Source organism: Myxococcales bacterium (assembly GCA_016703425.1).
GTDB lineage: Bacteria > Myxococcota_A > Polyangia > Polyangiales > Polyangiaceae > JADJCA01.
This window is the reverse complement of sequence record JADJCA010000029.1, coordinates 348,550-368,736: the sequence shown is the minus strand read 5'-3', so window position 1 is coordinate 368,736 and position 20,187 is coordinate 348,550. Positions and strand designations below refer to the sequence as shown.

Annotated in this window: 18 protein-coding genes; 9 read left to right on the top strand and 9 right to left on the bottom strand. The window is 69.7% G+C overall.

Annotation, left to right across the window (positions count from 1 at the left end; translation table 11 throughout):
• Positions 1-35 precede the first annotated feature (35 nt).
• The 3 genes from IPG50_35015 (at position 36) to IPG50_35005 (ending at position 2,795) form a co-directional block, all read left to right on the top strand.
• The gene (locus tag IPG50_35015) at positions 36-872 is read left to right on the top strand and encodes a hypothetical protein (protein ID MBK6697364.1); all 837 of its coding nucleotides are present in this window, start codon (positions 36-38) and stop codon (positions 870-872) included.
• A gap of 67 nt (positions 873-939) precedes the next feature.
• Positions 940-1,356, top strand: a complete 417-nt coding sequence (locus IPG50_35010; protein ID MBK6697363.1) for a hypothetical protein — start codon at positions 940-942, stop codon at positions 1,354-1,356.
• A gap of 17 nt (positions 1,357-1,373) precedes the next feature.
• Positions 1,374-2,795 (top strand): hypothetical protein, encoded by a 1,422-nt coding sequence (locus IPG50_35005; GenBank protein MBK6697362.1) that lies wholly within the window; start codon positions 1,374-1,376, stop codon positions 2,793-2,795.
• Between the two features lie 534 nt (positions 2,796-3,329).
• On the opposite strand, the gene IPG50_35000 is transcribed toward IPG50_35005, so the two are convergent.
• From IPG50_35000 to IPG50_34985, 4 genes are all read right to left on the bottom strand, one after another.
• Entirely contained in the window at positions 3,330-4,886 is a 1,557-nt protein-coding gene (locus tag IPG50_35000) for a DUF1552 domain-containing protein (GenBank protein MBK6697361.1), read from the bottom strand.
• Entirely contained in the window at positions 4,886-6,544 is a 1,659-nt protein-coding gene (locus tag IPG50_34995) for a DUF1588 domain-containing protein (protein ID MBK6697360.1), read from the bottom strand. Before IPG50_34995 ends, IPG50_35000 begins: the two co-directional genes overlap by 1 nt.
• 111 nt (positions 6,545-6,655) lie before the next feature.
• The gene (locus tag IPG50_34990) at positions 6,656-7,483 is read right to left on the bottom strand and encodes a LamG domain-containing protein (protein MBK6697359.1); all 828 of its coding nucleotides are present in this window, start codon (positions 7,481-7,483) and stop codon (positions 6,656-6,658) included.
• 91 nt (positions 7,484-7,574) lie between these two features.
• The gene (locus tag IPG50_34985) at positions 7,575-8,954 is read right to left on the bottom strand and encodes a sigma 54-interacting transcriptional regulator (protein MBK6697358.1); all 1,380 of its coding nucleotides are present in this window, start codon (positions 8,952-8,954) and stop codon (positions 7,575-7,577) included.
• Positions 8,955-8,973: 19 nt separating this feature from the next.
• Between IPG50_34985 and IPG50_34980 the strand changes: the two genes are divergently transcribed.
• Both IPG50_34980 and IPG50_34975 read left to right on the top strand, forming a co-directional pair.
• Positions 8,974-10,413 carry a serine/threonine protein kinase gene (locus IPG50_34980; GenBank protein ID MBK6697357.1) on the top strand — a complete coding sequence of 480 codons (1,440 nt, stop codon included), beginning with the start codon at positions 8,974-8,976 and terminating at the stop codon, positions 10,411-10,413.
• A gap of 30 nt (positions 10,414-10,443) precedes the next feature.
• A complete protein-coding gene (locus IPG50_34975; protein MBK6697356.1) occupies positions 10,444-11,280 on the top strand; it encodes a hypothetical protein in 837 nt (278 codons plus the stop codon).
• A 21-nt stretch (positions 11,281-11,301) separates the two neighbouring features.
• Here IPG50_34975 and IPG50_34970 read toward each other — a convergent pair whose 3' ends face one another.
• Genes IPG50_34970 through IPG50_34960 form a run of 3 tightly spaced genes read right to left on the bottom strand, consistent with a single transcriptional unit; the run spans position 11,302 to position 14,945 of the window.
• Complete coding sequence (locus IPG50_34970) at positions 11,302-13,413, bottom strand: hypothetical protein (protein MBK6697355.1); 2,112 nt, start codon at positions 13,411-13,413, stop codon at positions 11,302-11,304.
• The gene (locus tag IPG50_34965; GenBank protein MBK6697354.1) at positions 13,410-14,189 is read right to left on the bottom strand and encodes an enoyl-CoA hydratase/isomerase family protein; all 780 of its coding nucleotides are present in this window, start codon (positions 14,187-14,189) and stop codon (positions 13,410-13,412) included. Before IPG50_34965 ends, IPG50_34970 begins: the two co-directional genes overlap by 4 nt.
• 21 nt (positions 14,190-14,210) lie before the next feature.
• Positions 14,211-14,945 (bottom strand): hypothetical protein, encoded by a 735-nt coding sequence (locus IPG50_34960; GenBank protein MBK6697353.1) that lies wholly within the window; start codon positions 14,943-14,945, stop codon positions 14,211-14,213.
• A gap of 48 nt (positions 14,946-14,993) precedes the next feature.
• Between IPG50_34960 and IPG50_34955 the strand changes: the two genes are divergently transcribed.
• Positions 14,994-15,902, top strand: coding sequence for an EamA family transporter (locus IPG50_34955; protein ID MBK6697352.1), 909 nt, complete (start codon positions 14,994-14,996; stop codon positions 15,900-15,902).
• Positions 15,903-16,130: 228 nt separating this feature from the next.
• Positions 16,131-17,249 (top strand): hypothetical protein, encoded by a 1,119-nt coding sequence (locus tag IPG50_34950; protein ID MBK6697351.1) that lies wholly within the window; start codon positions 16,131-16,133, stop codon positions 17,247-17,249.
• Between the two features lie 16 nt (positions 17,250-17,265).
• On the opposite strand, the gene IPG50_34945 is transcribed toward IPG50_34950, so the two are convergent.
• A complete protein-coding gene (locus IPG50_34945; GenBank protein MBK6697350.1) occupies positions 17,266-18,174 on the bottom strand; it encodes a LamG domain-containing protein in 909 nt (302 codons plus the stop codon).
• 236 nt (positions 18,175-18,410) lie between these two features.
• Between IPG50_34945 and IPG50_34940 the strand changes: the two genes are divergently transcribed.
• The gene (locus IPG50_34940; protein ID MBK6697349.1) at positions 18,411-18,662 is read left to right on the top strand and encodes a hypothetical protein; all 252 of its coding nucleotides are present in this window, start codon (positions 18,411-18,413) and stop codon (positions 18,660-18,662) included.
• Positions 18,663-18,753: 91 nt separating this feature from the next.
• A complete protein-coding gene (locus IPG50_34935; GenBank protein MBK6697348.1) occupies positions 18,754-19,206 on the top strand; it encodes a hypothetical protein in 453 nt (150 codons plus the stop codon).
• 6 nt (positions 19,207-19,212) lie between these two features.
• On the opposite strand, the gene IPG50_34930 is transcribed toward IPG50_34935, so the two are convergent.
• A complete protein-coding gene (locus tag IPG50_34930) occupies positions 19,213-19,953 on the bottom strand; it encodes a hypothetical protein (protein MBK6697347.1) in 741 nt (246 codons plus the stop codon).
• Positions 19,954-20,187: the final 234 nt, after the last annotated feature.

Genomic DNA, 20,187 nt, shown 5'->3' with positions numbered 1-20,187 from the left:
GGACTGCGCAGCGCTTGCGGGTAGACTGAGCCACAATGCGACTCGGCCTCGTTTACTTGCCCGACCCTGAGTCGATGGCGCGCTGCGTCGCGCTCTCCGAGTCGCTCGCGCGCGGCCAAAAGGCGCGCGTCGTGCTCGGCGACGGCCGCGTCCCGCACGTGACGTTGCTGCATGTCGAGACGAACGGCGCGGGCGCGGCAGAAGCACTGTGGCGCGAAGCCGTTGCGTCGCTCCCGAAGGCGATGCTCATGTCGTTCCGCGCGCTGGCGCTTCTTCGCTACGACCGACCCTACAACGCCCCAGACAACGCGCCCGACGGCGCACCGCCCGCCGCGATGGCGTATCTCATCGTGCCGTGCACCAAGGCCCTTCGCGAGGCGGAAGAGCGAGCCCTGGCGCTCCCCTTTGTGCGCGGTGTGACGGTGACGACAGGCAACGGCGAGCGCTTCATGCCGCACGTCACGCTCGCCATCTGGGAAGGCCTTCGTGGCCCCGAGACGTTGACGCTGCCCCAGGACACCGTGGAGCGCGACGGCGTCGTCGGACCCTTGCGCTGGGTGTCATCGGTCCGAATGGCCGCGGGGGGGCGGCGGCCCCGGGCCGGGGGGGGGGGCGGGCGGGGGGGGCCCGGGGGGGGGGGGGGCGCGCGCGCCGCCGGGCTACGCCGCTGCCCGCGAAGTAGCGCGGCCGCACCGCGTCCCTCGAACTGCGCCCACCGAAAGTTAGGCAATCGCGCGACGTCCCTTCGCTGGGGGGAAGGAGAATCGGCGCGGCGCGACGACGTGGTCGCCAACGTAAGGCCAACCCAGACCTCCTCAATTCACTGTTCTGAAGCCGTTTTCACGCGCCCGGCACGCGCGCCATCGACGTGAAGGGCGCGCTCGTGGCATCGCGCGGGGCGGGTGGCGCGGCGCGACAGCTCGGCTATATGCTGGGGTCGTGACTTTCTTCCGCCCCTCGGCCCCTCCCTCGTCTTCGTGGCCTCGCGGCGGGCGGCTCGCGCCGGTGCTCGCCACGTTGCTCCTCGCGGCAGCGGCCGGCGCCGCCAGCGGCTGCGTGAAGAACGATCCGCCGATCATTCCGCCGGAAGGCGCGGACGCGTCGATCCCGCCGCTCCCCAGCGCGAGCACGACGAACTTGCCACCGCCCGTCGTTGACGCGGCGCCCACGCCGACGCTCGACGCGGGCTTCGATGGCGCGGCCTTCGCGTCAGGCTTGGGCGCCGGCGCGGTCGTCACGAAGAGTTCGAAGTTCACGCTCATCACCAAGACCGGCGGTAGCCCCGGCGGGCACGGCATCGCGGCATCACCGGCGCACACGGTCGTCAGCGGCGCCGCCGCTGGCGCGAAGAAATAGATCGACGGAGGTTCGTTGTGACACGAAGCGCAGACCAGCGGCAGGACAGCAAGCGCTCGAGCCGGCCGAAGCGAACGCGGGGCCTCTACGTGCTCGGCATGGTGGCGAGCCTCGCCATCGCGAGCCACGCGGCAGCCGCGGTCCCGGCGACCATCACGCAGCAGGGGCTCTTGCTCGACGCCGCAGGTCAGCCCGTGTCGGGCCCAGTGACGTTTCACTTCGCGATCTACGACAGCGCCGCCGGCGGCACGCCCATCTGGACCGAGAGCCAGGCGCTGACGCTCGACAACGGCTACTTCACGACGCAGCTCGGCAAGCTGACGCCCATCGGCGCTGCGCTCTTCGCCGACGGCGGGACGCGTTACCTCGGCATCCGCATCGAAGGCGACGTGGAGATGGCTCCGCGCGAAGCGATGTCGAGCGTGCCTTACGCGCTCGTCGCTGAGAACGCCGTCGGGAACATCCATCCCAACACGGTGACCGTCAACGGCACCCAAGTGATCGACAGCACCGGCCACTGGGTCGGTCCGCTGACGGGACTCGCGGGCACGCCCGGGCCGACAGGCCCAGCTGGAGCGACGGGCGCGCAAGGCGCCACGGGCGCAGGCGCAACAGGCGCCACGGGCCCAACCGGCGCGACGGGCGCGATCGGCCCGACCGGCCCTGCCGGTGCAACCGGCGCGCAGGGCGCGACGGGTGCAACAGGCGCAGCAGGCTCCGCGGGCGCGACGGGTGCGCCAGGCGCTGCGGGCGCCACGGGCGCACCAGGTGCAGCGGGGGCCACGGGAGCACCGGGCGTAGCGGGCGCTACCGGAGCACCGGGTGCGGCTGGCGCCACAGGAGCAACAGGAGCACCGGGCGCCGCGGGCGCGACGGGGGCCACTGGGGCTCCCGGAGCAGCGGGCGCCACTGGCGCGACGGGCGCTCCCGGAGCGGCAGGCGCAACGGGAGCCACCGGTGCACCGGGCGGACAAGGCATCCAGGGGATTCAAGGCATCCAAGGAATCCAGGGCGTGCCGGGCACGACGAGCCCCGTCTCGTCCGGCGGCGACACCAAGATCCCCGGTGCGACCACCGCGGAGTTCTCGCCGCTCGTGCAGATCAACGTGAAGGCGGGGCAGACCGTCTTCATGACGAGCACCGCCGCACTAATGGTCTCGCAAGTCGATGCCCAGAGCGCCCTTGCCTACGCCTGCTACTACGACGGCAAGAACTGGTCGCCCTTCGACGACGAAGCGCCGCCCGCCGTGGCCCAGACGATGGCCATCAAGCCGCTCCTGGCCAACGTGGCCATCGGCGTGACGCGCGTCGGACTCCAGACGTTCAAGAGCGCCGCGACGGTGTGGGTCGCCATGTGCGGCACCGCACCAAACGGCTCGAAGGGCACGCCTTGGATCAGCGGCGGCTCCGCCAAGACCGTCACGATGATTGTCGAGTGACCTCCTGAGTCCGTCGTGACCCCATGAGCCAGGCCTCACGCACGACGCCGCTGGCCATCGTCGGCGGCGCCTGCATCATTGCACTATCCATCTATTTCGGCCTGCGCGCTCGGCCCGCGGCTAGCCCTCCGGCGCCGCTGGCTCCCTCGACGTCCCAAGCATCAACGCCGCAGCAGGCTTCGCCGATCGCCAGGCCGTCCCCGTCGATCGTGCCGCCATCGATGGCGAGGTCACGCTGGCCCTGCAGGCGCAGCGCCCGCTCTTTCGCCAGCGATGCGCCGCCCAGCTAGCGACCGCCGACGCCGGCGCGGCGACCTACGGCTTCGACATCGGGCTCGCCCCGGACGGTCGGGAGATCAGCCGCGGCGTGAGTCCACGAGCGGGCGCGCGAGGCGAGGTCGCCGATTGCTTGCGCATGATCGTCGCTCCGATAAAGGTCACGCCGCCGGGCCGCTCGATGACCGTGCGAACGACCGTCGAGCTGCCCGGCCTGGTTGACGACGCCCCGCTTCAACCACTCCAGTCGGGCAGTCGTTAGAGCAAGAGCTCCGGCACGTTGCCGCTCACGTCGCCGAGCGTCGTCGCCGGCACGCCCACGGCGTTCATGCACGAGATGAGCACGCTCGCAGGATGGCGGGGCTTGGCGCTGCCGTTGGGGTGCGTCCCGCTCGCGGCGGGCCGGATGTGTTGCCCCTTGCGCAGCTTGCCGCCACCGCCGCCTCCGATGAGCATGACCATGTTGTCGGTCGAGTGCGCCGCGAAGTAGTTGCCTTCGCCTTGTTGCCCGTCACGGCCGTGGCCCGCTTCAAGGGCAAACACCACCGCCGTGTTGTCGAGCACGGTGCCGTTGCCTTCCGGGAGCGCCTTCAGGTTTCGGACCAACCGTCCGAACAGACCCACGTGCCACTTGTGCGACAAGAGGAAGTCGGCCGCCGAGCCGCTGTGGCCCTCCTCGTGGACATCGATGGCATGCGCCGGGAGACGGAACATGGGCATGCTGAAGGAGATGAGCAGCGAGGCGACGCGGGTGAGATCGCACGCGAAGGCCATCGTGATCAGGTCGACGAGCAGCTCGCCGCGCTTGATCTCGTCGTTGTAGTTGGCCCCCTTGGTGAATGCGCCAGGTTGCGTCGGCTTCGAGCACGAGAGCGTGGAGGTCATGGGAGGCGGCGCCGACGGAGACGAGGGCGAAGACGGCATCGTGGGCAACGCGGCTCCCGAGAGGAGCGCCACGCGCTGTTCGAGGGCGCGCACCTGATCGAGGTGATCGCTCAACCGACGCCGGTCCGCGGCGCCGAGGCGCCCCGAGAGCTCCTTGGCGCTGTTCATGACGGCGTCGAGGACGCTACGTCGACGGAGGTTCTTTTGCTGGAGGGCGAGGTCGGCGGCGGAAGGGCCGCCACCGCCTACCGGCGTCCCTCCGCCGCCACCTCCACCACCGCCGCCTCCGGCGGGCGGCGCCGGCGGCACGAAGGAGCCGAAGAGCGACTGCCAAGCGAGCGCCGGATCGGCGACCGAGTTGTTTACGGGCTTGTTCGCGGCGGCGTAGGAGATCTCCGCGTAGTGGCCGTTGAACTCGTCGAGCTGCACGCGGTAGACGAGCTGCTTGTAGACGCTCGACGCGCCGAGCTGCTGCGCCACGAGATAGTCGGACGTCGCGCCGTTCGCGCCGTAGGAGCCATTGGAGTGCGCCTTGCCCGCCAAGAGCGGGCTGAGCGTGCTGTCGTGGGTTGCCTGTACCTTACCCGCAACGGGCACCGAGCCGTAGCCATCGAGCCCCAGCGACGGAATCTGGAGGCCCGACACGATGCTGAACTGATCGACGATGTCCGCGAGACCGGCGACGGCGGGCCGAAGCTCGGCGGCCTTGAGCGCGCCGACGGTCGCCGGCACGTAGAGGCTGGGCGCCACGTTCTGCCCCGAGTCTTGCCCCGTCGACTGACCCGAGGTCATCACAACGTAACGCTTCACCGGTGCGCCTTGGGCGTAGGCGGGCTTCGCGTCGAGCATGACGTCGAGCGCGGGAAGCGCCAAGGCGAAGCCGCCGACTCCGCGGAGGACGGCCCTGCGACTGAGCTCAAGCTTCTTCATCACTTCTCCTCCCGACGGTGCGTGAACGTGTAGTCGCTGACGAGCTCGCGAACGAGCGTGACGAAGTGGCGCCCATCGCCTGCGAAGGCGGGGCCGATCTTCTTGATCATGGCGAAGTCCTCGGGCCTAAGCTCGCGCCCCAGCGCGAACGTGTAGAGCTTCTCGGCGACGCACTCTTCGAACTTGCCCGAGTTGAGGACCAACTCGCCGAGCGCGGCGGGGCCCTGAAACGCTCCGCCTCCGCTCGCGCCCGACAGCTCGCCTTGCCCGGAGACGGCGCACTCGGGGCGACCGTCGTCGTGGGTCCGGTAGCGCCCGAGGGCGTCGTAGCGCTCGAGACCGAACCCGACGGGGTCGATGGATTGGTGACACCCGGCGCAGCTCCCCGACGCGTGCTCCTTGTAGCGGTCAGTCTTGCACGCGTTGGGCGTCGCTCCCTTCGGCCCTTGGTCCGCGTTCACCGTCGGCGGCGGCGGCGGAATCGCTTGGCACATGAGGCGCGTGCGAATGAAGATTCCGCGGCGCGTCGGGCTCGTGTCGCCGTTCTTGCTGCCGTAGGAGAGCACAGCCCCGTGCGAGAGAATCCCGCGTCGCTCGGGTGCCTTCGTTTCGACCCACGCGCCCCCTGCAGCCGACGGCGCGGGGAGTCCGTAGTGCGTGGCGAGGGCCCCGTCGAGCCACGTCTTGGGGCTTCGAAACAGCTCTGCGTAGTCGCGGCTACCTTCGAAGAGCGTGGCACCGACCAGCGCGTCCGACTCAGCGCGCATCGAACGCGCAAGCGCTTCGCTCTCCGTGAGGCGGCTGTAGCCGAGCCACATGGCGTGGAACCGCTGGAGGTGCGCCTTCGCCTCCGGCGTCCCGAGGAGTCGCTCGGCGGCCGCCGTGCGCGGCGCGAGCTCTTCCAACTCGCCCTTCGCGGCGGCGTCGAGGAGCGCGTCGTCGGGCGTCGTGCCCTGCAAGAGAAACGAGAGGCGCGCGGCGATCTCGAAGGCCGTGAGCGTGACCTCACCGGCTGCGTCCACGCTCGCGCCGGCTTCGAAGCGATAGAGGAGCGACGGATGGGAGAGCATGGCGCGAAGCGCGAGCGCCGCGCCGCTGTCGAAGGCGTTGTCTTCCACGCTCGCCGCGTGGAGTGGAAGGAGCGAAGTGATCTCGGCTTCCGTGAGCGGCCGGCGAAAGGCGCGACGACCGAAGCGCTCGACGAAGGTGCGGAAGCAGGCGGCGTCTTTGGCGCCCGTCGGCTGACACCCGTAGAGGCGCGCCTTGACCGCCGGCTGGGTCATGACCCACGCCGCCACGGCTTCGGCGATGGCGTCAGCGCCCTCGACGAGCACGCCGCTCGCGTGCTGCAACGCGATGTCGTTGTCGAAGGGCACACCCTCGTCCACGGCGAGTTGCTCGAGGGCCACGGGCGCCTCGGGGGCGATCAGCGTCCGAAGGGTCGCCGCGTATTCGGCCTTCGTCAGGCGACGGGCGCCAACGGCCGCCGTCGTCGGCGCCCCCGGCTCGCCAGGGCCACCGGTCCACTTGACGCCCGGGCCCGGCGCCCCGCCGAAGGCGCGACCCGCGAGGAGCTCGTCCTCGGCGCAAGCGGCCGCGAGGGCCACGGTTCCCACGAGAGACGCGAGGGCGAGCGAGGAGCGAAGAGGCACGTGCATGACGGCACCCTCGAGCACGCGTCATGCCCGGAACTCGCCGTGCGAAATCGAGGAGTTAGCTAGTCACGATCCCTGACTGTCAGGGGACGTCAGGGGACAGCGTGGCGGCGCTCATTGGCACTTTCCAGCGGCCTTGCAATGGGCGACCACGCGCTCTTCCGAGAGCGCCTTGGTGTAGAACGCGAGCTCGTCGATGCGGGCGCCGGCGTACAGAGCCAAGGCCGGCGTCCACTGGCTCCCCGTCAGCGCCCCCGGCGAGCTCACCCAGTCAACCCCCACGCCGTCGACGAACATGGTGAGCTTCAAGCCGTCGTAGGTACCTGCAAGATGCACCCATCGTCCGGTGGGCACATCGACGGTCGCCGGGTGATCCCAATAGCCGCAACAGTGGCGGGAGATCAGAACCCCGGGCTTCGCCGTCGACACATCACCAATGATGAGATCGATCTCTTCGCCTAGCTTCACCGTGAAGCCGGTCTGCCCGTTCTCGAGATAGCCCCAACACTCGACCGTGAAGGGCGCGTTGCCGGCGCCGGAGATCGCTCCGATCAGGGCCAAGTTGGCCGCCTTTCCGCTGACGCCAACGGCGCGGCCCACGGCCCCCTCCAGGTCGCGAACCATGGTCCCCGGGTACGAGCCCGCGTGGCGCCCCGTGGCATCGCGCACCGTCCCGGACGCGGCGTCGTCGTCGAAACGAAGGTAAGCCTCCGGTCCGTCTTCGAGCACCGCTTGAGCGTAGGCGTTGACGCCGCCGTCGGCCTCGGTCGCGCCCACGCCTCCTTCGACGTTGAGAGGGGTCGCGTCGCCGCCGGCGCCCGCGTCCGCCAGCGTCGACTGTGCGCCGGCGCGGGGACGCTCGAGTTGGTCCCAGTCAAGGAGCGAGCACGCCGACAACGCGAGCGCGGGCGTGATCCGCAGGAGATGCCGCCACGCGCCCATGAGCCTCATCATTGCTGCAAGGCGCGAAGACGGCAACCCAACGGACAGCCGCGCGCGTCGGCATCGTCTCCGTCGCGTAAGACTTCGCGCGTCAACGGAAGCTGTTGGGGTCGAGTCCAAACTTCTTCAGCCATCGGTAGAGCTGCGTCGGATCGCGCTCGAGCTCGCGGGCCACGGCGGCCACGTTTCCGCTGTGCCGCGAAAGGAGCGCCGCCAACGCTTCCGCGCTCGGCGCCGCCGGCTTCGCGTGTCCCGCGGCGGGGGTCGCGCCCGGCGCGCCCGGCACCCGAGGCGCTAGAGCGACGCCAAAGTCCTTGGGCAGATGGGCGACGCGGAGCTCACCGTCTTGGCTCAGGCTCGCGGCCCGCTGAACGACGCTGACGAGCTCGCGAACGTTGAACGGCCAATCGTGGCGGACGAGCTTCGCCATAAAGGGAAAGCTCACCGCGAGGCCGCTCGTGAGCGCGCGCACCAAGAGAGCGATGTCTTCCTTCCGCTCCCTGAGCGGCGGGACGAAGATCGTGTAGCCGGCGATGCGCGAGTAGAGATCGGCGCGGAAGCGCTGCTCGCGAACGAGCGCCGGCAAATCCTTGTGCGTCGCGCAGACGACTCGCACGTCGACGGCGACGGGTCGCGTGGCGCCGACGGGCAAGACCTCGCGGGCCTCCAAGACCCGCAGCAGCTTGGCCTGCGCTTCGAGGGGGAGATCACCGACCTCGTCGAGAAACAAGGTGCCGCCATCGGCGCTTCGCACGAGGCCGTCGTGTTGCCGCACGGCGCCGGTGAAGGCGCCTCGCTCATAGCCAAAGAGCTCGCTCTCCACGAGCTGCGGCGAGAGGGCGGCGCAGTTCACGGCGGCCAGCGAGCCTTTGCGGCGCGAGTGCTCGTGCACGGCTCGCGCGACGAGCTCCTTCCCCACGCCCGTCTCGCCGAGCACCAGGACCGAGACGCCGGAGCGGGCCGCGGCGGCAACTTCCATCGACAAGCGCGCCATCGAAAGCCCGCCCACGGCGTCGGGGATCGTGATGGGCATCGCGGCGGTGTCGCACGAGCCGTCGAGTCGGTACTGACCGTGAAGCGCGGCGTCGTCGTCGACGAAGACCAAGATCGCGTCGCCGATGCGGACGTCGTCACCCGCCGAGAGCGGCCTGTCGCCAGCCAATCGCTCGCCGTTCACCCAGGTGCCGTTGCGGCTGCCCTCGTCCTTGACGAAGACCGCCTCGCGCGTCACGCGAAACGACGCGTGATGGCGCGACACAGCCGGCTGCGCGAGCACAAGGCCCCCGGGACCGGGCTCGCGGCCCACGACGTGAATGCGGCCCGCCAAGACAAACGAGCGCGGAGAGGCCAAGGGCGCCGCCGCATAAGCGAGCACGAGGCCAGGCTCGCGGGCGCGGCTCGCGCTGTCGTCGTCGGCGTCTTTGCCCGCCATGGTGCTCGTGTGCTCGGACATTGGGCCGCGATCGCGCATGGTACGATGTTTCGCTCTTATGGCCGAGTGGATCGGGCGCTACCGAGTCTTCGAACAGATTGCCTCGGGCGGAACGGCGACGGTGCATCTCGCGCGCATGGCCGGGCCGCACGGCTTTTCGAGGGCCCTCGCCGCCAAGCGACTCCACCCGCAGCTCGCGACCGACTCGGAGCTCGCGCTGATGCTCCTCGACGAGGCGAGGCTGACGAGCCGCATCCGAAGCCCCTTCGTCGTGTCCACCGTCGACGTGGTGGCGCAAGGTCAGGAGCTGCTCATCGTGATGGAGTACGTGCTGGGCGAGTCGCTCGCGGGCATCCTGCGGCCCGCCGGCAGCGCGGTCACCCGTGAATCGAGGGGCGTGGCGCCCGACGTCGCCGCCGCTGTCATGGTCAACGTCTTGTCGGGCCTTCACGCGGCCCACGAGCTCAAGAACGACGTCGGCGAGAGCATCGGCCTCGTGCATCGCGACGTGTCGCCGCAGAACATCCTCGTCGGCGCCGACGGCGTCGCTCGCGTCCTCGACTTTGGCATCGCCAAGGCGATGGGGCGTTCGCAGACGACGCGCGAAGGGACCATCAAGGGCAAGCTCGCGTACATGTCTCCGGAGCAGATGCGCGGCATGGAGGTCGACCGCCGCACCGACATCTTCGCGGCGTCGATCGTCTTTTGGGAGCTCTTGACGGGCGAGCGCCTCTTCGGGGGCACCGACGAGCAGAGCACCATCGGCAAGCTCCTCATGGCAGAAATTCCCGCGCCATCGACGGTGCGGCCGGAGCTGGGCCGAACCGTCGACGAGCTCGTGATGAAGGGCCTCTCAAGAGACCCCAGCGAACGCTACGAGACCGCGCTCGCGATGGCATCGGCCATCGAACAGGGCATGCCGGTGGCGTCCACGTCGCGGGTCGCCACGTGGCTCGACGAGCTCATCCACGACGACTTGGCGAGGAGGCGCGAGCGCTTGCGTGTCGTCGAACAGCTCGAGGACGACGACACGACGCCCCCGCCCATGAACGCGCCGATGAACGCGCTGCTCGGCGAACAGACGGGCTCGGCGCAGAGCTTGTCGGTCGACTCGTGGAGCCAGCCACGCGCTCGGCTCCCAGCGCGGCGTCGCGTCGTCTTTTCTTTGGCGTTCGCGGCGGCGTTGGCCATCGGCGCCGGCGCCTTCGTCGTGTCGACGCGACCGGACGCTGTGGCATCGCCCGTCGGTTCAGCGACAGCAGCACCCACGACCTCGGCCGAGGCCTCCGGCGAAAACGGTGCGGAAGCCGCGCCGACCGCGAAGGGCGCTGCTCCCCTACCGTTGGCTGGCGAACCGAGCACGGCAGAGCCGCCCGCCCCACCGCCTGCCAAGGTCAGGACAACAAAGCCGGCGCCTGCGAAACCCGACTGCAAGAACCCCTACACGTTCGACGAGCAAGGGCGGAAGCGCTACCGCCGCGAGTGCCTCAAACCATGAGTTCGCCGAGGACCATCGAAGCGCACTACGATGGCGGCGGTGTTTTGGGGCGAGACTCTGCGCACGTGGGTGAAGCGCGGCGCGACGGCGCCCTTGTTCGCGTGCCTTCTCATGGCGGGCACGGCGCGCGCCGAGACGGCCGACACGGCTGATGCGTGTGCGACGGAGGCCGAGCGGGCCAGCGACGCACGCGACGCCGGCCGAATTCGCGAGGCCCTCTCGGGGTTCGCCGGCTGCGCGAGAGCCACGTGCCCCAGAGTCGTGCGCAACGACTGCCGCGAAGCGTTGGCGAGGCTGCGCGAGAAGGCGCCCCGCATCGTCGTGCGGGTGCGAGACCAAGAGTCTGACAAACCCGAGGCGACCGTCAGCGTCGATGGCGCGGTGCTAACGGCAGAGGAGCGCGCGCAGGGCGTCATCGTTGACCCGGGAACGCGCGAAGTGCGGGCCACCCTCGCCGACGGCCGCTTCGTCGAGCGCAAAGTCGCGATCACCATTTCAGACCGAACGCGCCCCGTCGAGCTGGTGCTGCCTCCCCCTCGCCGAGGTCCGCTGTCGCTGGGACCGCGCCAGCAAGCGAGCACGGCGGAAGGGCCGATGACCTCGCCCGCGGTGTCCCGCGACCGAACCGCGGCGTACGTCACCGGCGGCGTCGGCTTGGGTCTGCTCGCCGCGTTTGGCGTGCTCGGCACGTGGACTTACCTCGACTACCAGCGCCTCGACGAGCGCTGCGGCGCGGGCTGCAGCGCGAGTGAGGTGCAGGGCCCGCAAACGCGCGCGCTCGTCGCAGACGTGACGCTCGGCGCTTCCGTCGTGACGCTGGGCATCGCTACGGTGCTCTACTTCACGGCGCCGCGTTCTGCGCGGTAGCGTTGCTCACGCTCGCGCCGCTCACTCCTTGGGCGGCAATCCGAGATCGAAGCGGAGGGCGCCCTTCAGCTGCACTGTGGCGCGGCAATCGGCGAAGGGCTTGAGCTTTCCGTTGACGACGCAGCCGAGGACGCCGTCGGGCGCCTCGCCGCCGAAGAGCTCGACCTTGCCTGTGTCGAAGCGAACGGCCGCGAAGGTGTCGAAGAAGAAGATGCGCGCGAGGGCCACGCCGACCCGTGAAACGACGGTTCCCTCGACGACGCCGGCGCGGTAGTGCGGCTCGAGCGCCACGTTCGTTTCGCCAACCGCCAGAATGGTCGACGGTGCTGGCGAGTAAAGCGACTGGGTGCGCTCCGATCGAAACGGCACGCGCCGCGTCACCGCGAGGTCCGGCAGGGATAGTTCAACCCAGCTCACCTCGTTGGCGTCGCCGACTCGTGTCGTGCAAAGGGTCAGCGCCCGCGCCTCGTTCGCCGTAAGGGCGCTGCATCGACCGTCGAGCTCGACCTCGCGATCTTGTTCGCCAAGAAGGAGCGCCACCTTGGTCTGCACGCCGGCGCTGGTCGCTTGGCCTTTCGGCTTCGGCTTCTTCCAGGACTCGAGCGCCAAGGCGCCGTGCGCCGTCGCACCGCGAAACGCGAATCCCGGTGGGAGCGGCGGCACGGAACACGCGCCGTCGGCGCAGACGCAGTAGACGCGGCCGTCGAAGTACGCGTCTTTGGCTCCCATCTTTCGATGAACGCGCCCGGCCATCGCGGGGCAACCGGCCGGCACGGCGTCGTCGGCCTTCGGCGCGACCCCGGCGCCGACTTGGTAGAGGCCCGCCACGGCCAGCGGCGGCCCCTTCTTCGGGGACCCATTGATCCGAACCGCCTCGACGAAGCCTGCGCCGGCGCGCACCTCGAGGCGCGTTTCGCTCGCTGGCGCGCCCCAGCGACTGAACGCTTCACCGGTCTTGGCATCACCCCATTCGAATTGGTGACGATGGAGAAGCAGGTAGCGGGCCCCATTCGGCGAGAGGCGGGCCTCGCACGCGCGGCTGCTCGGCTCGAGGTTCCCGAGACGACAGGTGTCACCGTCCTTCGAGAACGCGACGTCGACGTCGTGCTCCGCGTCGTAGCGCATCGGCGGCGGACTCGAAGTCTCGCGCACCGACTTGGCGCCCGGGTCGGCCACGAAGAAGGCGCCTTCGTCCCATCGAAGAACAATGGTTGCGTCGCGGCCGACCCACAGCAGCGGCGAGGCGAATTGACTCTGAGGTGGCACCTTGAGGGCAAGCTCGACGCGCGACAGCGGCTCGACGCCCACGACGACGAGCCGCTTGCCGCAGAAGCGAATGGCCCGCTTGTTTGTGACGTCGATCTCGTCGGTCGTTGGCACCTCGCCGCAACGCGTGGGCGTTGGCACAACGGACCCTTTCGCCGCATCGACGACGACGATCTCGTCCTCCTCCATGAGGATCGCGCGCCCTCCGATCCACATCGGCTCGCGCCCCGGGGTTGCCCGCTCGTAGACGCTCTTGCCCTCGGCCGTGTAGACGCCGCGCGATGTGACGACGAATTGCCCCGTCGGATCGAAGCGCGCGCTATCGCCAGGCACCTCCGCCAACGGTTTGCCCGACAAGACGTCGAGCACAAGGATCGTGTCACCGGAAGCGCCAGCGCCAACGGCGGCCCGCAGACCGTCGGCGCTGAGCGCCGCCGTCGCCCGAACCGACGGCACCGCGATGACGTGGTTCGGCTTACCTGGCGTGAGGAACGTCACCTTGTCGTCTTGCGTCACGACCATCGCGACGTCGGCTTTGTCGGCGGACGCGACGGCGACGATGTTGGCGTCGAAGGGGAGCACGGACACATCGAGCGCGCGCTCCGGAGCGCCGCGGTACAGCGAGCGGCGCGAGTTCGCCAAGAACTCGCCGGTCTTCAGCCACCGCGCCTCGGTGATGGCATCGTCTCCCGCGAAGACGACGGCCTTGGCCGCTGGGCGCGGCGGGGGCGGCGCCGCGGGTGCTTTGGTTTGGGCCAACGCCGGTGGCATCGCAGCGGGAGCCGGCGGCGTGCAGGCCGCGAGTGCCAACACCAGCGCGCTGCCGGCAACCACGAGACCTTGGGTCAACATGAAGCGCGCCGTCATGCTCCCACAAACTTCGCCGGTCGCTTTTCGATCCACGCCGTCACCCCTTCGATGCAGTCCTTCGAACGAAGGAGCTTGAGCTGCGATTCCCGCTCGCGGGCCAACGCCGCGTCGAAGTCGCCGAGGCTGGCGAGGATGGCGGCCTTTGCGGCCGCGTACGCCAAAGGAGGGCCCGCTTCGAGGCGCGCCGCGAGCGCCAAGGTCGTCTCGCGGAGGGCCGCCGGCGCGACGACGTCGACGGCAACACCAAGGTCCTTTAGGGACGCGGCGTCGAGCTTGTCGCCGAGCAAGACGAGTTGCATCGCGCGCGCCTTGCCCACGAGGTGCGGCAGCCAGAAGGTTCCACCACCGTCGGGCATCAGGCCGATGTGCGCGAACTTCTCCTGCACGTAAGCGTTCGTGGAGCAGACGCGGAGGTCGCACGCGAGCGCGAGATCCGCGCCGAAGCCAACGGCCGCGCCGTCGACCATGGCGACGACAGGTTTGGGCGAGCGCACCACGGCGCGCACGAGGTGATGAAAGTCGTCGATGTACTCGTCGAGCCGCTCCATCAGGTTCGGCACCTCCGCGAGCGTTCGCCGAAGGTCGGCGCCGGCGCAGAAGTGTCCCCCCGCTCCCGTCAGGACGATGCAGCGCACGTCCGCATCGGCCGAGGCCTCGTCCACGCCTCGACCGAGGTCGCGGACGACGTTCATGGTGAGCGCGTTGCGGGCCTCTGGTCGGTTCAGCGTGAGGATGACCGTTCTCCCCGTTCGTTCCGTCAGCACGTCGCTCATGGCGAGCAGCGTAGCGCGGCTTCAGCGCTTCGGTAGGGTCGGAAGGCGCAAGCACAAATCGGCGCCGGCACGGCGCGGCGTCACGACAGCAGCGGCGGCGGGCCTCTCTGCGTTGCTCGCCGGTTCAACGCGAATCGCCAGCAGCTCCGACGTCTCTTGCCCGCAGAAGCGAGCCTCGGGCATCGCCGAAAGCTCCTTGTCGGACACGACCTCGAGGCGGCCCAAGACGAGGGGCCCTGTTGGCCCGTCGCCGAGGCGCACGAGCAAGTCTTGGCTACCACCGGCGACCACCGCCGGCTGAACCGCACGGATGCGCAGCGCGGCCATGTCGCCTGGCGCGAGCGCTCGCGTGAGGACGTCGGCGGGCAGCCGCACGGCGATGCCCGCCATCGTGGAGCGACCCAAGAGCGGCGAGGCGTTCGCAGGACGCCGACGCTCGTAGGTCCAGGAGAGCGGCACGCCGCGCTCACCGCGCGGGGCCTCGAGGTGCCCTTTGGCCACGGGCACGAGGTGAACGTCAATGGCGCGAGGAACGCCTGGTGCTCCGAAGGCGACGAAGACCTCTTGGTCCTCGCCGCGCCAGCTGCCGCGGGAGAGGTTGACCTCCTGTGTCACAACGACGCGTGTCGAAAGCTCTACGCGCACTTTCGCCACGCTCGCGGCCAGGAGGAGCGGCCTATCGCCGTCTTCACCGGCCGCAGCACGCGTCAGCGCGAAGACGAGGAGCCCCACGACTGCGCCCTTCTGCCCGTGCACGGCGCCAGCATGGCACCGCGCCGTGGCGCGCGACAAGCGTCCTCCGCCGTGTTTCTGTGGACGCGTGATCGTTTCGCCGCGAAGCCCGAGCGTTGCACACCGAGGCTGCGCGCCGTGATCTTGGCGCTCGCGTTGCTCTCCGGGTTGCTCCACGCCGCGTGGAACGTGCTGGTCAAACGCACGAAGCTCGAGCGCGGCGCGACGGTGGCAGTCTTGACCGGGGCATGGCTCATCACCTGTGCGGTCCTTCCGTTCACCGCGTGGCCGTCCACCTTGAAGTCAGCGTTGCCGTATGTTGCGCTCGCGGGCTTCGGCGAGGCGGCTTACGTCTATGCGCTGGGCCGTGCCTACGCCGCCGGCGATCTGGCGCTTACCTACGCGGCCTCGCGGGCTTCGGCGTTGGTCTTCGTTTGGCCGCTGTCGGGACTCTTCTTCGGAACGATGCCCTCGGCGTGGGCAGTCGCCGCGTCGACCCTCGTCGCCGGCGGCATCGCCCTCGCGACACCACGGACGAGACCGCTGACGACGCCCGCGCGCCGCGACGCCGCTTGGTCGGTGCCTTGGACCCTGGCCACGGGGCTCGCCATCGGCGTCTACCACTCGGGCTACAAGGGTGCGGCGAACGCTGGCGCCAGCCCCGTCGTGACGCTCGCGCTGGCGCTTTCGCTCGCGTGCCCGATCTTGTGGCTGACGGCGAACCACGACGTTCGCAAGGAGGCGGCGGAACTCGTTCGCTCGCCCATCTTGTGGCTCGCGGCGGCGGCTTGCGCGGGCTCGTTCTTGCTGGCGATCGTCGCGCTCGCGCGCACTGACTCGGGCCGCGTCCTGGGCCTCCGCAACTCGTCGGTGGCCTTCGCGCTGCTCATGGCCGCATGGCTCGGCGAGCGCCCGTCGCGACGACAATGGGGCGGCCTGGGCGTGCTGGCCTCGGGAGTCGTGCTGTTTGGGTTGGAGTGAGCGTCGCTAGCGTAAAATCGGGGCTCCGTGGTGGCGCGCACGAGGGAACAGGCCCAGCACGTCGCCATGAACGCCCCTACGAGCGCACGAGCGCGCCTCCTTTCGCCCTGGGCAGCGGTCGCAGTGTTCGCTTGCGGCTCCACGGGCGAAGGGGCCCAGGAGCCCGCTCAATCATGTGGCGCACAAGCCACCTGCCCGAGCGGGCTTGTCTGCGTAGACCTTCGCTGCGTGGCGGCTGGCGGCAGCGCGAACCCAGGGGCGGCAGCCCAGGGAGCAACCGACGGTGGCGCTATCGGCTCAGCTCACGCGGGCGCGAGCCACCCAGCGGCGCCTTGCCGCATTCCAAAGGGCGTCGGGATTCGGGTGGCGGCCCACGGCGGCGCCGACACCGCCTGGCCTGTGATGGTCGGGGGTTCGTTGCTCGTTGCGTTGCCAGACTTTGTGGACGAGTTTGGCGCCTTCCTCGCGCGATACGCAACGAACGGCGTGAGGCTCGGCGCGACGCGGCTGGACGGGTCAACGTACTTCATGGAAGGAGCGCTTTGGACGGGCTCGTCGCTCGCAGTCCTGTCGCTCCAGAGGTCGAGCCCCTCCGACATCCTCGAGGCTCGTCTCTTCGACGGCCTTGGCCAGCCGCTGGGGCCCACACGGCGCATCACGAGCGACAGCCGGGGCCCGAGCGACTCGACCGCACTCGCGGCGCACTCAGGCAGCGGCTTTGGAGTCGCGTGGCGGAGCAGCATCGACCTTCGGTTTCGAGCGTTCGACGCCACCCTCGCGCCGCTCGGCTCCGAGATTGCTCTGACCGATCCGGGGTACGCGGGAACAAGCCCTCAGGTCGTCTCCAGCGGAAAGGAGTTTGCCATCGTCTGGCTGCGTGGCGGTGCCGTTCACATGACACGGGTCGGCCTCGACGGAACCCACCTCACGCCCACGCCGCTCGTGGTGGCCGATGGCGCCAAGTACCCCCGGGCTTTCGTGCGCGCCGTTTGGACCGGTGCAAGCTACACGCTTCTGTTCGAAACGGACAGCGGCGAGCTCGCCCTCGCTGCGATCAGCGAAACGGGAGCGTCGCTGGCGGCGCCCGTCGTGGTCACCAAACTGGCAAAACATAGCGATGGCACCGGTCTCGATTTGGCGTGGAACGGAACCGATCTGGCCGCCGCGTGGGTCGACGATAGCGCGCCGCCGGCGGCCCCCCTCTTCGTCCGACGCTACACGCCTTCGCTCACACCGCACGGTCCGGCGGCCAAGGTCGCTGATGCCGCCGCAACGCCGCGCCTCGCGTGGGCCGGTGACGAATACGTCGTGACCTTTGGCTCGACGCTCCAAAGCGTTTGCGATTGAGCCCGCGCCGCCGCCGCTACTTGCAGCGAGCTGCGCCGGCCGCAAAGACCGCCTGGATCTCCGCGGCAGAGAGCGCGCGGTTGTAGATCGCCAGCTCGTCGACGGCGCCGTTGACGGGACGCACGATGCCCGAGTCGTGTGCGGCGCGCCCGATGCGCGCACCGCCGCCGGTCCCCGTGTTGACGGCGGCGCCCGCGTCTTGCGAGCCGATGGCCACGCCATCGAGGTAGATCGTGCTGCTGTTCTGAGACCGAACCGCCGCAAAGTGGTACCAGGTGCCGGCGGCGAGCGTCGTGGTGACGCTGAGATCGTTCCGGTTGCTCACCGTCTCGAGGACGGCGAAGCGGAGGGCATTGGGGGAGCTGAACTCGATGAAATACGACGGGTCGGCGGTCGTCGAACCGGAGAGCTTCTGGAAGATCGTCTGGTCTGTGGCGAGGGACGCGAGCTTGAACCAGACGTCGACGGTGAAGTCGCCCGCGCTCATGTCGAGGCTCGATTGCGCGTTCACTTGGACATAGCGATCGGTTCCATCGAACGAGAAGGCGACGCCTACCTTTCCCGTCGTGAAGCCGGCGTCGCCGGCGTCACCGATGAGGGTGCCCTCGTTGGCGCCCTTGGTGTCCTCGGCCGTGCCTTCTGCGGGCCACCAAGCGACGAGCCCGGGGACGCACGCGTCGACCGAAGCGTCGAGCGCGTCGGCGGGTGCGTCGCTCGACGCGTCGGGGACAGCGCCACCGTCCGTCGTCGCGTCAACGCCGCCCTCCGACGGCACCAAAGCGTCGGGACGCGCAGACGCGTCGAGCGAGACAGACCCGTCGACACCGGGGCCGGGGGTAACGTCGTCGTCGCTGAGGCATCCCCCCAGCACGCGGCCATAGAAGGCGAGTCCGAACAACGTTGCCACGAGGAAGCCACGATTCATGAACGGGAGCGTAGTCGCTTCAGCGACCGCTAGGAAACGAACAGCGGCGGTTCCACTTCGTGAGTGACCAACAATGGCTGGCGTGAAGTCGCCGTCGACGCTCCGAGCGCCTTGGACGGAGCCGTCGCACCCAGGCAAAATCCGTTTGAACGCCAACATTCCGCCACCAAGGCAGGAGACGCAGAAAACCTCGTCACGCCTTTGAAGGTCTCGCCGCTCGGCGCAACAATCCCTCGGTGCGGCTTGCCTCGACGTTGGTTGCCCTGGCGGTCGTGGGGCAACTGCTTGGCACGACGTCCGAGTGCGCCGCGAAGCCGAAGCGCGCGTCGCGAGCCAAGGCGCGAACGGCACCCATGGCGAGCAAGCCGCCGTCGGCGAGCGCGCCGGCTCCCCTTCGCGACAACGAGCGCGACAACGAGCGCGGCACCGGGCGAGCCCGCCTTCGGCCTCGCGCCAGCGGCGCCGCCCGTTCCGGAGCGCGCCGCTAGCAGCGCGCTGCCCGATGCCAGCGGGTCAGAGCGGCCGCGCGTCGGCCTCCTCGTAGGCGTCGGCTTCCCGCGGCCGCTCGCTGCCGAGCTCTTGGTCAAGGCGAGCCGCTACGTCGCCTTCGGCGCGGAGGCGAGCATGGCTCCAGAGATCGGCGTCTCCAGCGTGCAAGGCTCGCTCTACGGCGTCGCCGGCGACCTCCGCCTCTTCCCCGTGCCCGGTCCGTTCTTCATCGGCGTGCGCGGCGGCTACCAACGCATGACCCTTCGCACGAGCGTCGCGCTCCCGCCGCTCGGCGCACGGACCGACGCGGCCTTCGCCGAGACGACCTACGTGAACCCGCGGCTCGGCGTCTTGTGGACGCATCGCTCGGGCTTCTCGCTCGGCGCCGACGTCGGCGTCCAGATCCCCATCACGTCGCGCTACACATCCACCGTCCCGAAGGAAGCCGCCGAGGCCGACGCGATTCTCTCGAAGGTCGCGTCGACGTTCGGCAACGGCGTGACGCCCACGGTCGATCTCTTGCGGGTGGGCTTTCTGTTCTAGCTCGCGTCAGCGCCGGAGCCTCTCGCGCGCCCCGTCGTAGAGTCGATCCAAGTCTTGCACGCGACGCCCGTCGGGGATGTTCTGGCGGTTGATCTCGTCGGCCCAAGCGCGATCGTAGGCGCGCTGAATCGCGTCGGGGTCGTGCCCGGGAAAGTCTTCTCGGAGCTGCGGGAGCACGGATTGACCGTCGATCTCGCGCCACGTCTCGCGCTGCTGCTGAATCAGAAGGCGCTGAAACTCGCGTTTGTCGTCGAGCTTGTCGTCGGCGCGGTCCGCACCGCGTTCCAGGATGTCGCGAATGGCACCATCAGGCACCGCGTCCGCGCCGCGCCGCAGGAGGTCTTCGCGCACGAGTCCCTTCCACGCATCGCGGCCAAGGGCCGGGTTGTCGGGCACCGGCACCGGCTCACGCGCCCCGGTGGCCTCCAGAAGGTCGCCCGGTTCGCGCGGCAGCTCGCTCGCCAACGCTTCGGGCGAAGCCTCCTCGCTCAACGCTCCGTCGGGCGGCAGCGCGGCGTCGCTCTGCTCGCCGTTCCAGGAACCCTCGATGCCATTCGGCTCGCCCGTCGCCACGGGCGTGTCGACGCGCGTCTCAGGCGGGGTGCCAAACTCCATCGGCTCGCCGGCGCCGGCATCGAGGAGCGGCTCGCCGCCCGTCCCGTCGTCGTCCGCTCCGCCAAAAACGAGCGTGAGCGACGCGGCGTTCAACTCTGCCCACGACCCGGAAGTCTCTCGTCGGTGGTCCATGGGCAGTCACGCAGCAAGGGCCAAGCCGTGAGCCCCGTTCTCTTGCGTCGAACGGGCCGTTTCACGCCACACAACGAGCCTTCCCTAAGCGGCCGAGCACAGGCGTGCGCGGTGCACGTTTCCGATGAGCACGTGGGCTCGGCAGGATCCGTCTGCCTCGTCGTGGGCGACACCACCCGCTTGGCAAGCGCCCATCAACCCACACGCGCTCCGACACAAAACGCCGCGAGGGCC

What these genes read in the sequence shown, in the direction of transcription:
- IPG50_35015 (MBK6697364.1), top strand. Translation starts at nt 36, where the DNA reads ATGCGACTCGGCCTCGTTTACTTGCCCGACCCTGAGTCGATGGCGCGC.
- IPG50_34930 (MBK6697347.1), bottom strand. Translation starts at nt 19,953, where the DNA reads ATGGACCACCGACGAGAGACTTCCGGGTCGTGGGCAGAGTTGAACGCC.
- IPG50_34995 (MBK6697360.1), bottom strand. Translation starts at nt 6,544, where the DNA reads ATGCACGTGCCTCTTCGCTCCTCGCTCGCCCTCGCGTCTCTCGTGGGA.
- IPG50_34965 (MBK6697354.1), bottom strand. Translation starts at nt 14,189, where the DNA reads ATGAGCGACGTGCTGACGGAACGAACGGGGAGAACGGTCATCCTCACG.
- IPG50_34970 (MBK6697355.1), bottom strand. Translation starts at nt 13,413, where the DNA reads ATGACGGCGCGCTTCATGTTGACCCAAGGTCTCGTGGTTGCCGGCAGC.
- IPG50_34975 (MBK6697356.1), top strand. Translation starts at nt 10,444, where the DNA reads ATGGCGGCGGTGTTTTGGGGCGAGACTCTGCGCACGTGGGTGAAGCGC.
- IPG50_34990 (MBK6697359.1), bottom strand. Translation starts at nt 7,483, where the DNA reads ATGGGCGCGTGGCGGCATCTCCTGCGGATCACGCCCGCGCTCGCGTTG.
- IPG50_34945 (MBK6697350.1), bottom strand. Translation starts at nt 18,174, where the DNA reads ATGAATCGTGGCTTCCTCGTGGCAACGTTGTTCGGACTCGCCTTCTAT.
- IPG50_34985 (MBK6697358.1), bottom strand. Translation starts at nt 8,954, where the DNA reads ATGCGCGATCGCGGCCCAATGTCCGAGCACACGAGCACCATGGCGGGC.
- IPG50_34980 (MBK6697357.1), top strand. Translation starts at nt 8,974, where the DNA reads ATGGCCGAGTGGATCGGGCGCTACCGAGTCTTCGAACAGATTGCCTCG.
- IPG50_35000 (MBK6697361.1), bottom strand. Translation starts at nt 4,886, where the DNA reads ATGAAGAAGCTTGAGCTCAGTCGCAGGGCCGTCCTCCGCGGAGTCGGC.